The following is a 14,960-nucleotide window of genomic DNA, read 5'->3' on the forward strand; positions in this document are numbered from 1 at the left end:
CCCTGGCGCCACGGCGCCCAGCGGGACCGAAGCGGCGCGACCGTCCGGAACACGGCCCCGTTCCGTGCAGGAGCCGAAATCCTATGCCACCTTCACGCGCGTCCGGCGCCCCGCGTGCCGAGCGCCACGTCGGCCCGGCGGCGGTCGGAGGTACCAACCGGTAGGGTGCCCGGCGGCGGCGTCGACCCCTGGGCGCCGTCGTGGGTGGTCCCGGTGGTCCGCCCGTCGACGACCCCGCCGAGGAGGAGACGCGCGTGCTGGTGAACCTGGTGACGGTCGGTTCTCCCGCATGACCGGCGCCCCGACCACCGCCGCCACCCCGGCTCCCGCAGTCGCCGGCCGGTTGCCGTCCCTGACCGGGCTGCGCTGGGTCGCCGCGCTGCTGGTCTTCGGCTTCCACGTCGGCACCATGCGGGTCGTGGCCGAGCCGGACTACCAGGCGGTCGTCGACCGGCTGTTCGCCCTCGGCCTCTCCGGCGTGGAGTTCTTCTTCATCCTCAGTGGATTCGTGCTGGTCTGGTCGTACCGGGACGGCGAGCGCCGCCGGACCTTCCTGCGCCGCCGGCTCGCCAAGATCTACCCGAACCATCTGCTGATGTTCGGGGTGGTGCTGCTCGTCGGGCTCTGGTCCGCCGACCCGGTCAGCGTCTGGGCGGCGCTCGGCAACCTGGCCCTGCTGCAGGCCTGGAACCCCACCCCCGGCTACTTCTACAGCGTCAACACGGTCAGCTGGTCGCTCTCCTGCGAGCTCTTCTTCTACCTCTGCCTGCCGTTCGTGCTGCCGGTGCTGCGCCGCCTGCGCCCCGCCGCCCTGTGGGCGGTGGTGGTCGCCGCGCCGCTGCTGATCGTCGCGCTCTGGCCCGGGCAGCGCCTGCTGCCCGAGGAGAGCCGGTGGTGGTTCACCCAGGTCTTCCCGCTGGTGCGGTCCCTGGAGTTCTGGATGGGCGTGGCCGCGGCCGAGCTGATGCGCCGGGGGCGCTGGCGGGGGCCGGGCCTGACCGCCGCCAGCCTGCTCTTCGTGGCCACCTGGGCGGTCGCCGCGCAGTGGATCCGGGCGGAGCTCTGGGCGGGTCTGCTTGCCGTGGCGTACCTGCTGGTCATCACGGCCGCGGCCGACGCGGACCTGCGCGGCCGGCGGACCCCGTGGCGGTCCCGGCCGATGGTCTGGCTCGGTGAGGTCTCCTTCGCCTTCTACCTGGTGCACGTCTTCGTGATGGTCACCGTGCTGCGGCTGACCGGCCACTGGGGTGTCGGGCTTCGCGGCTGGTGGGGCCCGCTCGCCGTGCTCGGCTTCCTGCTGGTGAACCTGGTGCTCGCCGGCGCCCTGCACCGGTACGTCGAGACGCCGATGATGCGCCGGCTCGGGCCGCCGCGCCGGGCCCGCGCGCGGACCGCCCCGGCCGCCGCCGTGCCGGCCCAGGTCGGACCCGCCGCCGCCCGCACCGGGCAGGCCAGGCCGATCGAGTACGCCGGGCGGCGCGACCCGGCCTGAGCCGAGCGCGACGCCCGGGCCGATCCCGGCTCATGACCGTCTCCACGTCGCCGACGTGGCGGTGTCCGAACCGGCTCCACGTCCCGACGCTGTGGAGGCGTGGCGGGTCCGGCGGGCGAGGCGCCGGGTGACGCGTCTTCGTCACCAGCTCGCCGGGCGCCGTCGTGGTGCTGGCGTGGGTGCGTCGCCGCGCGGTGTCCACCCTGGTCAGTGTCGCGATCCGGTGGGCGGCGACACGCCCGGCGGCGGTGCGGCGGGGCGCCGTCGGCGGTAGCGTGGCACCGTGCTCCCGGTCGCGCTCACCTGTCCCATGTGGTGGGTGGCGCGCTGGACCGCCCGCATGCTGGCCAGTCTCGCTGTCGTGGTCGCCTGCTCGCTCGGCGCCGCCACCCTGCCCGTCGGGGCGGCCGCCGCCGCCCAGGCGGCCCCGGTCGAGGAGTTCACCCCCGCCGCCCCGGAAGCCTCCCGGTCGGCGGCCCCACCGGCCCTCCGCGTCGGGGCCCGGGCCGTTCCCGAGCCCGGTGACCGCCCCGAGGCCGCAGGCCGCGCCCTGATCGGCGCAGCCGCACTCGACCCGGGCCGCGTGCTGCCGGGAGCGACCACCGCCGACCGGGGGCGCGGCGCGCGGGCGTCGGTCGGCGCGGCCGGCGGCGACCTCGTGGCCGGGACGGGTCAGCAGGCCCCGCCGGTCGGCGTCGGCTCCCCGCTGGCGGCTCCGCGGGCCGTGATCGTCGCGGCCTCCGCGGACCACGCCCCGGGCGGGACCGTCCCGGCGGCCCTCGGCTCGCGGGCCCCGCCCATCCGCTGACCGCCCGCGGGCCGCGCCCGCAGCCGCTCTCCACCGAACCTCACCCCCGCACCCCGCCCGACGGCGGCCCGGTGGCGCCCGTTCCGGTCGCGCCCCCCCGCGCCGGGGCGTGCGGACCTCTCCTCCGCCACATCGCTCCCGTGAGGTGCCGACAATGCAGACAGTTCTCTACCAGTTCCTGATCGAGGTTCCGCAGGCCGCCGCCATCTGGTCGGCCCTGCTCCTGCTCGCCCTGGCCGTGCTCGCCGTGCTGGTCGCCCGCCCGGAGCGGGAGATCCCGTCGGACGCCGCGCCGGTCCCCGACCCGGCCGCCGAGGAGGCGGCCCGCCTCGCCGATCTGTGCCGGTACGCCGACGAGGTGGCGGTGGCCGCCGCCGGGGCCGCGCAGACCGCGCGTCGACGGCGGGAGCGGTGGCTGCGCGCCCAGGACGAGGTCGACCGGGCCTGGCGGGCGTACGACGAGGCGGAGAGCGCCGCCCGTCGGCTCGCCGGCGCCGCCGTGCTGCCCGCGCCGCGTACCCCGCGGACCCCCGCGGAGTACGCCGCCCGGGAGCGGTGGCTGCGGCACGCCGCGATGGCGGCGCACTGGCGGGGTGAGCTGTCGGCGCGGCAGCTCGCCGACGTCCTCGCGCACCGGAACGGGTGGGACCCGCGCCGGCACCCGGCGGAGCAGGAGATCGTCCTCGCCCGGGTGGTGCGGGACGGCCGGCTGGCCGGCTACCGTGCGGCGGCCGAGCGGGAGCAGCGGGCCTGGCGGGACGCGGAGCTGGCCGCCGAGGCGGCCCGGGCGCTGGCCGTGGAGGCGTACGCCGCCGCGGCGGCGCTGCGCCCCGGCCCGGTGCCGGTACGCCGCGCGGAGGCGGTGACCCAGGCCCTCGCCCCGGTGGCGGCCGGCGCCGCCCCGGCCCGCCCGGCGCGCTGGCGCCCGGCGCGGGTTGGCTGAATTGTGACCTGAATTTGGTGAGCCTGGTCACGCGAATCGGGAAACGGTCATCGGGGTCAGTCGGGGTGATCGAGCACCGCAATTTTCGGTCGCTCGCCACCCGATGTCCGATTGTCGCCCGACGGTTCCGTCATAACTGCTCGTCCCATTGAGTAACGTCAGTGACGGGCTGTTCCGGTCAGAGTAATGGTGACCGAGGTTTAAGCAGGTGAGGGGCGCTTGGCAGGGCGGGTACCCACCGGTAGTGTCGGCGCGTCCGGTGCGGTTTCCGATCGCAAGAGGCGACGCCGCGCCGACCCGCTCAATCGTGATCTCACGAACCGGGGACCCAGTGCACGTCCGGGGTGAATCCGCGAGCCACGGCCCGCGGTAGGGCGATCTTCCCGCCCGAATCCGTCAGCTAACCCGGTAGGCGGTGTCGGAAGGAGTTTCCATCCTCGTGGAACCCGATCCCAGCTCTCGTTCGTCCCCCCGCCTCCACGGCGCCGCGGTGCCGTCGCTCGCCTGACCGGCGAGCTGATTCGGGCATCCGCCCTGCCGCCCGGTTGACCGGGCTCCCCTGCCCCGCGGCCGTACCGCCCAAGATGTCTCGTCGCGCGTGAGTTCCTCCGCGCGTCGGGCCGGCGTGCGCCGCTCCCGCCCCCGTGGAGGACCAAACGTGAAGCACACCCTGAAGCGGCAGTTGCGGCGCCTCGCCACCGAGCGCCCGTACCAGATCGTCGCCGGCTCCGCCGCCGCGCTCGTCCTGGCCTCCGGCACCGGCGCCCTGCTCGCCAACACCGGCGACGCGCCCGTCCGCCAGGAGGCCACCGCCGTCGCCGCGGAGCTGGCCCCGCGCCTCGGCGACGTGGCGACCCGCAACCAGGAGCGGATTGCCGCCGTCCCGTCGACGTCGCCCAGCCCCAAGCCGTCGCCGACGGCGACCTCGGCGAAGCCGGACCCGGACCTGACCCGCAAGGCGGCGCCGAAGCCGCCGTCGACCAAGGTCCTGGACTACAACTACGAGGCGCAGATCTACTACTACAACTGCGGCCCGGCCGCGGTCCGGAACGCGCTCAGCGCGACGGGCATCGAGACGACCCAGGACGCGCTGGCCGGCCCGCTCGGCACCACCGAGATGGGCACCAACTCGGCCGAGGACACCACCCGAGGTCTGAACCAGATGGTCAAGGGCAACCCGTACCGGACCCACATGATCCCGGGCGCGGCCACCCCCGCGCAGATGGACCAGCTGCAGGCCGACGTGGTCAAGGCGATCACCGACGGGCGGGGCGTCGTCGCCAACGTCGCGGGCGACGCCACCGACACCGACGGCGGCTGGCACTCCTACCCGGGCGGCCACTACATCGCGGTGGTCGGCTACAAGAACGACGGTCGGACCGTGCGGATCGCCGACTCGGCGAACCCGGCGCTGCCGGCGTACTGGGTCACCACGATCGACCTGGCGAACTGGATGGCCACCCGCGGCTACTCCGCCTGATCCACTCCGCGTCACCCGTCGGGCACCGGCTCTCTGAGCCGGTGCCCGACGTCGTATGCCCGACCAGACGGCCCACTGCGGGCTCTCGCGCGTGGTGTCCGACCGGTGGCACACTGCGCCGTATGGGTGACGAGACGGGTACCCGCCAGCTGTTGCTGCTGCACGGCCTGGGCGCCACCGGCGAGGTGTGGCTGCCCTGGGCGCCGCTGCTGGAGCGCCGCTGGGCGGGGCGTTGGCTCGCCCCCGACCTGGCCGGGCACGGTTGGTCGCCGCCGCTGCCGGCGTACACCTTCGCGGCCCTGGCCCGGCGGGTGGTGGCGGGCCTGGCGCCGGTCGCCGACCGGCTGGGGCCGCGGGACCGGCTGGTGGTGCTCGGGCACTCGCTCGGCGGGGTGGTGGCGTTGGCGCTGGCCGCGCGGCAGCTCGGCCTGCCCGTCGACGCGGTGGTCGGGCTCGGCATCAAGGCGGTCTGGTCGCCCGCCGAGCTGGACAGGGCCCGGGAGCTGGCCGAGCGGCCGGTCACCTGGTTCGCCAGCCGGGACGAGGCCGCCCGCCGTTACCTGCGCGTCTCCGGCCTCACCGGTCTCTTCGCCCCGGACCACCCGGTGGTCGACGCCGGACTGCGCCGGGAGGACGGCCGCTGGCGGCTGGCGATGGACCCGGCCGCGTTCGGGGTGGGGGAGCCGCGGCTGCCGGCCCTGCTCGCGGCGACCGACGTGCCGGTCCTGCTGGCCCGCGGCGAGCAGGATCCGATGGTGACCGATGCCCAGCTCAAGGAGTTCGGCGTCCCGGTGGCCACCCTGCCCGGCCTCGGGCACAACGCCCACGTCGAGGACCCGGAGGCGGTCCTCGCCCTCCTCGACCCGTACCACTGATGCGCGGTCCGGCCGAGGTGGTTACATTCGCGCAGCGCCTGACCGCCGACGCCATCGCGGCGCGTCTGTACACCGGCGGCCAGCCCGACGACCTTGCCCCCGCAGTGGTCAGGGCGTGGGGGAGAGGGGTGACCCGTCCCGGGCGACGGCGTCGGCGGCCCGGGGCGCCGGCGGGTTCCAGTCCGGCTCGAGCTGCCGGCGGGCGGCGTCGAGGAACGCCTCCGCGTACGAGTCGGCCGGGAAGTCGCCGAGGTAGCGGCTCCGGGTGGCCCAGCGGTCGGCCGCCTTCGGGTCGGTGCCGAGCAGCTGCGTCAGCACCTCGTCCACGTTGGACACGTCCCGGCGCAGCACGTAACCGGAGCCGGCCAGCGGGAACCGCTCGACGAAGTGCTCGCCGTCGACGCCCATGTCCGTGACCGCGTACGGCTTGCCGGAGTAGAGGTAGTCCGAGATGACCCCGGAGACGTCCGAGACCAGCGCGTCGGAGCGGTTGACGCACTCGGTCAGGGTCAGCTCGCGCGCGGCCGCCGCGCCCCACAGATGCGCCCGGCCCGTCCGGGCCTGGTCGGCGGCGAGCAGCTCCGTCAGCCGGGCGAGCTGCCGCGCCGAGGTCGGGTCCTGCGAGGTGTACGGGTGGGCCCGCAGGATCACCGTGGCGCCCCGGTCGAGCAGCCGGCGGATCACCGTCTCGGCCACCGGCAGCGAGCAGTAGTTGGCGTCGGCGTGGTGCCCGGTCCAGGTCGGGGTGTAGAGGACCGTCGGGGCGGCCAGGCCGCGCGCCGGCTCCCGGCGTACCTCGATCGCCTCCACCTGGGGGCGGCCGACCACGACGAACTTCTCCGCGGGGATCTCCACGCCGGCCCGGGCGTACCGGTCGATCGCGGCCGGCCCGGCCACGAAGATCCGGTCGAAGATCGCCGAGACCGGGTTGGCGCTGGGGGCCTTGTCGCTGTCGCCGTGGTGCAGCTGGACGTGGGTGAGCTGGGAGAAGCGGATGCAGTGGCTGTTCTTCGCGCCGTGGTTGACGTAGAACGCCGCCCGCAGGCTGGGCACCAGCGCCTCGTCCATCGTCTTCAGCGTCGGGCAGAAGACGACCGGGGCGCTGGTGGCGGCCGCGACGGTCGGCAGGAACTCCGGCTCGCGCAGCAGCACCATGAACGGTCGGCCGATCCGTTCCAGGTAGGGCAGCCACATGGTGACCTGGTACTCCGACCCGGGCGGGGCGGAGAAGTAGAGCACGAACTCGGGCTGGTGGCGGCGCAGCGCCCGGCCCACCGGACCGCCGCCGGCCGGTGGCCGGAACCGCCGTCGGGCGAGGTCCAGGCCGACCGCCGCGCAGCCGGCCCCGACCAGCAGGGCGGCGACCAGCGGCACCCACGCGGGCAGGGCGGCGCCGGCGGCTACCGCGACGAGCCCGAGCAGCGCCAGGAGTGCGTCGCCGAGCCGCTCCGTGACCAGCGGCGCCCAGGTGCGCACCGGCAGGTTCGCGGCGCGGATCTCCAGGGCGCCCGCGGTGCGCAGCGGGCCGGCCAGCAGGACCAGGCCGAGCAGGAGCAGCGCGGTGGCGGCCAGCGCCGGGTCGAAGCCGTCGTCGAGCTGGCGGGCGTACCCGACCAGGATGCCCGCGGCGACCAGGACCGACTCGGCGACGCCGTCGGCGCCCGGCCGGATCCGGCGCTCCACCGCGGCGGCGGCCAGCGCGGCCAACGCGATCGCCAGCCCCCACCGGGTCGCCCCGGAGAGTGCCACGACGAGGAACGCCAGCACCGCCAGCCCGGTGGTCAGCACCCGGGCGAGCAGCTTCCGGACCAGGTCACCACGCATGTCGGTAGTCCGTTCCGCGGATCGGGTGGGTCAGGCGTCGACGTCGGCGGGGAGCTGCTCGGACGGGTGCGCGCCCGGCTGGGCGGGCACCGCCGCGACCTGCTCGCCGGGCGCCCGCCGGACGTCGATGACCTGGCCGGTCAGCTCGGAGATCAGCACGTCCAGCGACGCCTGGGCGACCGCCTCGGAGGAGAGCAGGGTGTGCTCCGGCTCCTCGCCGAACGCCTTGGTGCGCATCGGGGTCGCGGTGCGCTCCGGGTTGACGCAGTTAACCCGTACGCCGAACTCCGCCCACTCGTCGGCGAGCGCCTGGGTCAGGTTGACCAGGGCGGCCTTGGTGGCCGAGTAGAGCGCGTACCGGGCCCGGCCCCGGGTGTACGAGCTGGAGGTGTAGAGCAGCAGCTGACCCTTGGTCTGCTGAAGGTACGGCAGCGACTGCCGGGCGATGGTGACCGGGCCGACGAAGTTGACGTGCAGGAGGCGGTCCATCGTCTCCTCGTCCATCTCGGCGAGGGCGCCCTTCTCCAGGATCCCGGCGGTGACCACCACGTGGTCGATCCTGCCGGTGGCCTCGAAGGCGGTCTTCAGCGCGGCCGCCACGTCCTCGGCCCGCTCGACGTGGGTGCCGGTGGTGGAGCGGCTGAACGGGAAGACCTGGGCGCCGTAGCGGCGGGCCAGCTCGGCGAGGTCGTGGCCGATGCCGTAGCTGCCGCCGAAGACCACGATGGTCCGGCCGGTCAGCTCCTCGGTGTAGCTGCGGTGGTCGGTCAGCCGGGGCGCCTGTGCGGCGGCGAGCTGGAAGAGCTTGTCCGCCAGGTGCACGTCGACCGGGTGGGTGACCTTGATGTTCTCGTCCGAGCCGTCGATCACCTTGATCGGCGTGCCGGGCAGGTAGCGCAGCACCACGCCGCAGTCGTCGGTGGCGGCGAAGTCGGGGTCGCCCTCGGCCCGGCGGTACGCCTCCCGGATGGTGCCGGAGCGGAACGCCTGCGGGGTCTGCCCGCGGCGCAGGGTGGCGCGGACCGGGATGTCGGTGATGCAGTCGTCCTCGTCGACCTGGATGATCGTGTCGGCCGAGGGGATGGCCACGTCGACCGCGGAGTAGCTCCAGAGCGCGTTCACGCACTCCCGCACGATCCGGGCGCTGACCAGCGGCCGCACCGCGTCGTGGAAGAGGATGTTGACGTCGCCCTCGCCGACCGCGTCGAGCGCGATGCGGGTGGTGGCGTTGCGGGTGTCGCCACCCTCGATCACCTGGCTGACCTTGCGGAACCCGGCGTTGGCGACGATCCGCTCAGCATCGGCGACGTGGCCGGTGGCCATCAGCACGATGATCTCGTCGATCTCCGGCGCGGCCTCGAAGACGGCCAGCGTGTGCTCGATGATCGGCTTGCCGGCGATCTTCAGCAGCTGCTTCGGGATGCCCAGCCCCAGGCGGGTCCCGGTCCCCCCGGCGAGGATCACGGCCACCGTCCGCGAGGGGCGCCAGGGTGCCGGGCTCGCCGGCGCGGCGTCCGGGGCGGTGGAGTGGTCCTGCGTCATTTGCCGTTCCTCACTTCTGCGCGGGTTGGTGGGATTTTTACACCTCTATGACCGGGTGATGAACTTTGGCCTGCGCCCAGAAAACCTTAACGCGGACGAGGGGCGCACCGACCCGGCAGGCCCGGGTCGGTGCGCCCCCGACGGTCAGTTCTTCTCGTACGCTGCGCAGACCTCGTCGGTCGGGCCGTCCATCTTCAGGATCCCGCCCTCCAGCCAGATGGTCCGCTCGCAGGTGTCCCGGATCGAGCTGATCGAGTGGCTGACCAGGAAGACCGTGCCGGCGCTGTCGCGCAGCTCCCGGACCCGCTCCTCGCTGCGCACCCGGAACTTCCGGTCACCGGTGGCCAGCGCCTCGTCGATCAGCAGCACGTCGTGCTTCTTGGCGGAGGAGATCGCGAAGCGCAGCCGGGCGCCCATGCCGGAGGAGTAGGTCCGCATCGGCAGCGAGGCGAAGTCACCCCGCTCGTTGATCCCGGAGAACTCGATGATCTCCGGGGTGACCCGCTTGACCTCCTCCGGGTCCATCCCCATGGCCAGGCAGCCGAGCACCACGTTCCGCTCCCCGGAAAGGTCGTTGAGCAGGGCCGCGTTCACGCCGAGCAGCGAGGGCTGGCCCATCGTGTAGACCGCGCCCCGGTTCGTCGGGAGCAGGCCGGCGATGGCCCGCAGCAGGGTGGACTTGCCAGAGCCGTTGCTGCCGATCAGGCCGATCGCCTCACCCTGGTACGCGGTGAAGCTGACCCCCTTGACCGCGTGCACCTCACGGATGGTCGGCGCGTTGGTGCGGGACACGATGCGCTTGAGGGCGGAAACCGGGCTGGTGCCGCCGGTGGCGCCCTTGTGGATCCGGTAGATCACATGGACGTCGTCCACGATGACGGTGGGGATGCGTCCCTGGTGCGCCGCGACGGCGATGCCCGCCGCCTGGCTCTGGTCAGCCACGGCCGTACTCCTCTTCTCCGCGCCAGAAGTAGATGAACCCGCCGATACCGAAGAGCACCGCCCAGCCGACGCCGAGCACCCAGAGCCGGGTCGGCGATGAGGACAGGTGGGCCTGCGACGACTCCAGCAGTGAATAACGGGCCAGCTCGATGTAGACCAGGACCGGGTTGGACTCGAGCAGGGTCGCCGCCCACCCCGGCAGGTGCTGCCGGAACAGCGTGACGCTGTAGAGCACGCCGGAGCCGTACATCCAGGTCCGCAGGACGAACGGCATGACCTGCTTCAGGTCGGTGATCTTCGAGCCGAGCCGGGCCATGATCATGGTGATCCCGACGTTGAAGATCGACTGCAGGACCAGTGAGGGAGCGACCAGCAGCCACTTGATGGTCAGCGGTTCCCCGGTGACCAGGATGATCCCACCCAGGACGATCATCGACATCAGCAGCTGCTGGAGCTGGATCAGCGTGGTGGTGATCGGGAGGGCCGCCCGCGGGAACTGGAGGGCGCGGATCAGTCCCAGGTTGCTGGTGATCGAGCTGGTGCCGTTGAGCACCGCGCTCTGCGTGAAGGTGAAGATGAACACGCCCGTGCAGAGGTACGCGATGAAGTTCGGCACGTTCCGGTGCTGAGACAGGATGACGCCGAAGATCAGGTAGTAGACCGCCGCGTTGGTCAGTGGGGTGAGCACCTGCCAGATCTGGCCGAGCTGCGTGGTGCTGAACGAGGAGGCGACCTTCGCGTTCGAGTACGCGGTCATGAAGTGCCGGTACCCCCACAGCTGGCGGGCGTACTCGGGCAGGGAGGGGCGCTCCCCAGCGACCCGAAGACCGTACCGCTGGGCGAGTTGCGCCCTGGTCAATCCGGCATAGGGGTCCGCCACCGCGGTGTCGGCCATTGTCTGGCGCTCCGATCTTTCGTACCGACGGGAGGATGGAATGCGGCGCGAGGATGGGGTCAAGTGTGGCCACTTCATGGTCGGGGCCGCCTCACCGCTGCGTGGAAGGTAGTCCAAAACACGTCGGGACGCAACCGTACCGTCGTTGCGCTACATTGTCCCACGTGACGACCGAGAAGAGGCGTGTGCCGGCCGGTGCGGCGGTGCTGCGCGGCGAGATCACCACGGCCATCCGCGCTGCCGTCATGCAGGAGCTGGCGGAGGTCGGCTACGGCCGCCTCTCCATCGAGGCGGTGGCCCGCCGGGCCGGCGTGAGCAAGACGGCGATCTATCGTCGGTGGCGTTCGAAACTCGACCTGGTGCTGGACATGGTCTCCGCCGTGGCCGGGCGCAACCTGCCCCTGCTCGACACCGGCAGCCTGCTGGGCGACCTGGAGATCCTGCTGCACGTGATGGCCCGTGCGCTGCGTCACCGGATGGCCTCACAGATCATCCCGGACCTGCTCGCCGAGGCCGCCCGCAACCCGCAGATCGCCGAGAAGCTCCAGCAGGCGCTCGACGACTACCAGCAGGCGATCGGCCGGATCCTGATCGGCCGGGCCGTCGAGCGCGGGGAGCTTTCCGCCGACACCGACCCGCGCGCGGCGGTCGATCTGATCGTCGGGCCGGTCTACTGGCGGCTGGCCATCGCCCGGGCGCCGCTGCCGATCGAGGAGGTGCCGCGAATGGCGACCGCGATCGTCGCGGCGCTCCAGGTAGCATGCGTGGGGCCTGTCCGCGACGAGGTGGAGATCTGACCCCCGCTGCGCGTCGTCCGCGACATGACTCGTCAATCATGAACAGCAGAACGCAACCGGTCGGACATCAACCGCGACCGGCTTGTTTCCCAGAACCCGCTACCATCCCCCCGGAACCCCCCAATGAGCATTTTGTCGACAGGAGGAAGCCCCATGGCTGGGCCGCACCCAGAGTTCATCCCCCCAGCGCGACCGATCATCGGTGAGGCCGAGATCGAGGCGGCTGTCCGGGTGCTGCGGAGCGGCCGGGTCGTGCAGGGCCCGGAAGTCGCGGCGTTCGAGGAGGAGTTCGGCGAGCTCGTCGCCGGCCGGCACTGCGTCGCCGTCAATTCCGGCACGTCCGCTCTCCAGCTCACCCTGATGGCCCTCGGGCTCGGCCCGGGTGACGAGGTCATCGTGCCCTCGTTCTCCTTCGCCGCCAGCGCCAACGCGGTCCGGCTGGTCGGCGCCGTGCCGGTCTTCGTGGACATCGAGCCCGGCAGCTTCTGCATGGACCCGGAGGCGGTCGCCGCCGCGGTCACCCCGCGGACCGTCGCCATCATGCCGGTGCACCTGTACGGCCACCCGGCCGCGATGGACCGGATCATGGCGATCGCCGAGCAGCACGGCCTCGCCGTCGTCGAGGACGCCGCCCAGGCCCACGGCGCCAGCCTGCACGGCACCCCGGTCGGCGCCTTCGGCACCGCCGGCTGCTTCAGCTTCTACCCCACCAAGAACATGCACGCCCTGGAGGGCGGCATGATCAGCACCGCCGACGCCGGGCTGGCCCGGACCCTCCGGCTGCTGCGCAACCAGGGCATGGAGCAGCGGTACGCCAACGAGATCGTCGGCGCGAACATGCGGATGACCGACGTGGCCGCCGCGATCGGCCGCGTCCAGCTGCGCCAGCTGCCTGGGTGGACCGAGCAGCGCCGAGCCAACGCCAAGTACCTCGACTCGAACATCAACGGCATGATCAGCCCGCCGGTGGCGGACGCTGCCAAGCACGTGTACCACCAGTACACCGTCCGGGTCCGGGGCAACCGGGATGCCGCCCAGGCGCGCCTGACCGAGCTGGGCATCGGCAACGCGGTCTACTACCCGACCCCGATCCACCGGCTCAAGCCCTATCTCACCGAGGACGGCAAGCCCGGCCCGTGGGAGCTGCCGGAGACCGAGCGGGCCGCCGCCGAGGTGGTCTCGCTGCCGGTCCACCCGTCGCTGAGCCAGGCCGACCTCGAGCGGATCGCCGAGGCCGCCAACCTCGCCGGGGGTGCCCGATGAGCGGCGGACGCAAGCTGCGCGCCGGCCTGATCGGCCTCGGCGCGATGGGTCGCAACCACGCCCGCGTGCTCTCCAACCTGGACGGCGTCGAGCTGGTCGGCATCGTCGATCCGGCCGGCGACGTCACCGGCACGCTGCGCGCCCCAGTGGTGCCGCAGCTCGGTGACCTGCTGGCCATGGGCATCGACTACGCCGTGGTCGCCTGCCCGACCGCGCTGCACGAGCAGGTCGGCCTGGAGCTGGCGGCGAACGGGGTCTGCGCGCTGATCGAGAAGCCGCTGGCCCAGTCGGTCGAGGCGGCGACCCGGATGGTCGAGGCGTTCGAGTCCGCCGGCCTGGTCGCCGGAGTCGGGCACATCGAGCGCTACAACCCGGCCCTGCAGAACCTGCGCACCCGACTCGAGGCCGGCGAGCTGGGCGAGGTCTTCCAGGTCGTCACCCGGCGGCAGGGCCCGTTCCCGCACCGGATCGCCGACGTCGGCGTGGTGATGGACCTGGCCACCCACGACATCGACCTGACCGCCTGGGTGACCGGTCAGGAGTACACCTCGGTGTCGGCCCGGACGGTCTCCCGCAGCGGCCGGCTGCACGAGGACATGGTCGCCGTGGTGGGCCAGCTCGCCGACGGCACGATGGTCAACCACCTGGTCAACTGGCTGAGCCCGCTCAAGGAGCGGTCCACCGTGATCACCGGTGACCGGGGCTGCTTCGTGGCCGACACGCTCACCGCCGATCTGACCTTCTACGCCAACGGCGCCATCGACACCGAGTGGGAGGCGCTGCGCGCGTTCCGTGGTGTGGCCGAGGGCGACATGGTCCGGTACGCGATCCCGAAGCGTGAGCCGCTGCTGGTCGAGCATGAGCGGTTCCGGGACGCGGTCGAGGGTAAGGAGAGCGACATCGTGACCCTGCGGCAGGGGCTGCGGACCGTCGAGGTCGCCGGCGCGGTGCTGCGGTCCGCGTCCGACGGTGTGACGGTGCCGATCCTGCCGGCCGTTTCGGAGCTGACCGGATGAAGGTCCTGATCGCCGGCGGCGCCGGCTTCATCGGCAGCACCATCGCCTCCGCCTGTCTCGACGCCGGGATCACCCCGGTGATCCTGGACAATCTGAGCACCGGCCGGATCGAGTTCGTCGAGGACCGCATCTTCTATCGCGGTGATATCGCCGACCGCAGGCTGGTCGACCGGATCTTCGCCGAGCACCCGGACATCGAGGCGGCGGTGCACTGCGCCGCGCTGATCGTGGTGCCCGAGTCGGTGGAGCACCCGCTGCGTTACTACCGGGAGAACGTCGGCAAGTCCGTCGAGTTCCTGGACGCCCTGGTGGCCAACGGCTGCGACCGGTTCCTGTTCAGCTCGTCGGCGGCGATCTACCAGCCGGGCGACGACTTCGCGGTGGACGAGACGTCCCCGGTGGCCGCCAGCAGCCCGTACGCGCAGAGCAAGGCCATGATGGAGCGGGTGCTGGAGGACAGCGCCCGTGCCTATCCACTGCGGGTCATCTCCTTGCGCTACTTCAACCCTGTCGGCGCCGACCCGAAGATGCGCACAGGGCTCCAGCTGGCCCGTCCCTCGCACGTGCTGGGCAAGATGATCGAGGCGGCGCGGACCGGCGCAACGTTCCACCTCACGGGCGCCGACTGGCCCACCCGCGACGGTTCGGGCATTCGGGACTACGTGCACGTGTGGGACCTGGCTCAGGCCCACGTCGAGGCGCTGCGCAGGTTCGACACCGTGCTGACCGGGGACGGCCCGCGGTACGAGGTGATCAACCTCGGGACGGGCAACGGCACGACTGTGCACGAGCTGCTGAACGCATTCAACGCCGTCCTCGGCCGGCCGATCCCGACCGTGGTCTCGCCCCGGCGCCCGGGCGACTCAGCCGGCACCTACACTCGCAGCGGCCGGGCCCGGCAGCTGCTGGGCTGGCAGCCGACGCTGTCGCTGGAGGAGGGCATCCAGCACTCCCTGCAGTGGGCCGAGCGGCGCGACAGCGTGCTGGGCGACGAGGACCCGGAGCTGGTGACCGCCGGCCGGGCACCGAGCCCCCGTTAGCGTCACATCGCGAAAGGGCCCCGCCGGTAGCTACCGGCGGGGC

At 72.8% G+C, this 14,960-nt stretch carries 13 protein-coding genes and 1 riboswitch; of the genes, 9 read left to right on the top strand and 4 right to left on the bottom strand.

Features of this window, described 5'->3' with window-relative positions:
* The first annotated feature begins 289 nt into the window (after positions 1-289).
* The 5 genes from ACTWO6_RS11310 (at position 290) to ACTWO6_RS11330 (ending at position 5,598) form a co-directional block, all read left to right on the top strand.
* A complete protein-coding gene (locus ACTWO6_RS11310; RefSeq protein WP_446219581.1) occupies positions 290-1,492 on the top strand; it encodes an acyltransferase family protein in 1,203 nt (400 codons plus the stop codon).
* A 283-nt stretch (positions 1,493-1,775) separates the two neighbouring features.
* A complete protein-coding gene (locus tag ACTWO6_RS11315) occupies positions 1,776-2,300 on the top strand; it encodes a hypothetical protein (protein ID WP_446219582.1) in 525 nt (174 codons plus the stop codon).
* Positions 2,301-2,454: 154 nt separating this feature from the next.
* A complete protein-coding gene (locus tag ACTWO6_RS11320; protein WP_446219583.1) occupies positions 2,455-3,243 on the top strand; it encodes a hypothetical protein in 789 nt (262 codons plus the stop codon).
* A 288-nt stretch (positions 3,244-3,531) separates the two neighbouring features.
* A riboswitch (cyclic di-AMP (ydaO/yuaA leader) is annotated at positions 3,532-3,673 on the top strand.
* Positions 3,674-3,901: 228 nt separating this feature from the next.
* A complete protein-coding gene (locus ACTWO6_RS11325; protein WP_446219584.1) occupies positions 3,902-4,723 on the top strand; it encodes a C39 family peptidase in 822 nt (273 codons plus the stop codon).
* A 122-nt stretch (positions 4,724-4,845) separates the two neighbouring features.
* On the top strand, positions 4,846-5,598 hold the full coding sequence (locus ACTWO6_RS11330) for an alpha/beta fold hydrolase (protein WP_446219585.1): 753 nt from the start codon (positions 4,846-4,848) through the stop codon (positions 5,596-5,598).
* Positions 5,599-5,706: 108 nt separating this feature from the next.
* Here the strand turns inward: ACTWO6_RS11330 and ACTWO6_RS11335 are convergent, their stop codons facing one another.
* The 4 genes from ACTWO6_RS11335 to ACTWO6_RS11350 all read right to left on the bottom strand — a co-directional run bounded on the left by ACTWO6_RS11335 (position 5,707) and on the right by ACTWO6_RS11350 (position 10,801).
* A complete protein-coding gene (locus ACTWO6_RS11335) occupies positions 5,707-7,422 on the bottom strand; it encodes a CDP-glycerol glycerophosphotransferase family protein (protein WP_446219586.1) in 1,716 nt (571 codons plus the stop codon).
* A gap of 30 nt (positions 7,423-7,452) precedes the next feature.
* Positions 7,453-8,964, bottom strand: coding sequence for a D-ribitol-5-phosphate cytidylyltransferase (locus ACTWO6_RS11340; RefSeq protein ID WP_446219587.1), 1,512 nt, complete (start codon positions 8,962-8,964; stop codon positions 7,453-7,455).
* Positions 8,965-9,108: 144 nt separating this feature from the next.
* Positions 9,109-9,906 (bottom strand): ABC transporter ATP-binding protein, encoded by a 798-nt coding sequence (locus ACTWO6_RS11345; RefSeq protein ID WP_446219588.1) that lies wholly within the window; start codon positions 9,904-9,906, stop codon positions 9,109-9,111.
* Complete coding sequence (locus ACTWO6_RS11350) at positions 9,899-10,801, bottom strand: ABC transporter permease (protein WP_446219589.1); 903 nt, start codon at positions 10,799-10,801, stop codon at positions 9,899-9,901. Before ACTWO6_RS11350 ends, ACTWO6_RS11345 begins: the two co-directional genes overlap by 8 nt.
* A gap of 164 nt (positions 10,802-10,965) precedes the next feature.
* Between ACTWO6_RS11350 and ACTWO6_RS11355 the strand changes: the two genes are divergently transcribed.
* The 4 genes from ACTWO6_RS11355 to galE all read left to right on the top strand — a co-directional run bounded on the left by ACTWO6_RS11355 (position 10,966) and on the right by galE (position 14,917).
* The gene (locus ACTWO6_RS11355; protein WP_446219590.1) at positions 10,966-11,598 is read left to right on the top strand and encodes a TetR/AcrR family transcriptional regulator; all 633 of its coding nucleotides are present in this window, start codon (positions 10,966-10,968) and stop codon (positions 11,596-11,598) included.
* A gap of 153 nt (positions 11,599-11,751) precedes the next feature.
* On the top strand, positions 11,752-12,861 hold the full coding sequence (locus ACTWO6_RS11360) for a DegT/DnrJ/EryC1/StrS family aminotransferase (protein ID WP_446219591.1): 1,110 nt from the start codon (positions 11,752-11,754) through the stop codon (positions 12,859-12,861).
* The gene (locus ACTWO6_RS11365) at positions 12,858-13,877 is read left to right on the top strand and encodes a Gfo/Idh/MocA family protein (protein ID WP_446219592.1); all 1,020 of its coding nucleotides are present in this window, start codon (positions 12,858-12,860) and stop codon (positions 13,875-13,877) included. Before ACTWO6_RS11360 ends, ACTWO6_RS11365 begins: the two co-directional genes overlap by 4 nt.
* Positions 13,874-14,917, top strand: a complete 1,044-nt coding sequence (gene galE / locus ACTWO6_RS11370; RefSeq protein ID WP_446219593.1) for a UDP-glucose 4-epimerase GalE — start codon at positions 13,874-13,876, stop codon at positions 14,915-14,917. Before ACTWO6_RS11365 ends, galE begins: the two co-directional genes overlap by 4 nt.
* The last annotated feature ends 43 nt before the right edge of the window (positions 14,918-14,960 follow it).

It is taken from the genome of Micromonospora sp. IBHARD004 (assembly GCF_052814115.1).

What these genes read in the sequence shown, in the direction of transcription:
- galE (WP_446219593.1), top strand. Translation starts at nt 13,874, where the DNA reads ATGAAGGTCCTGATCGCCGGCGGCGCCGGCTTCATCGGCAGCACCATC.
- ACTWO6_RS11335 (WP_446219586.1), bottom strand. Translation starts at nt 7,422, where the DNA reads ATGCGTGGTGACCTGGTCCGGAAGCTGCTCGCCCGGGTGCTGACCACC.
- ACTWO6_RS11360 (WP_446219591.1), top strand. Translation starts at nt 11,752, where the DNA reads ATGGCTGGGCCGCACCCAGAGTTCATCCCCCCAGCGCGACCGATCATC.
- ACTWO6_RS11365 (WP_446219592.1), top strand. Translation starts at nt 12,858, where the DNA reads ATGAGCGGCGGACGCAAGCTGCGCGCCGGCCTGATCGGCCTCGGCGCG.
- ACTWO6_RS11320 (WP_446219583.1), top strand. Translation starts at nt 2,455, where the DNA reads ATGCAGACAGTTCTCTACCAGTTCCTGATCGAGGTTCCGCAGGCCGCC.
- ACTWO6_RS11310 (WP_446219581.1), top strand. Translation starts at nt 290, where the DNA reads ATGACCGGCGCCCCGACCACCGCCGCCACCCCGGCTCCCGCAGTCGCC.
- ACTWO6_RS11340 (WP_446219587.1), bottom strand. Translation starts at nt 8,964, where the DNA reads ATGACGCAGGACCACTCCACCGCCCCGGACGCCGCGCCGGCGAGCCCG.
- ACTWO6_RS11350 (WP_446219589.1), bottom strand. Translation starts at nt 10,801, where the DNA reads ATGGCCGACACCGCGGTGGCGGACCCCTATGCCGGATTGACCAGGGCG.
- ACTWO6_RS11330 (WP_446219585.1), top strand. Translation starts at nt 4,846, where the DNA reads ATGGGTGACGAGACGGGTACCCGCCAGCTGTTGCTGCTGCACGGCCTG.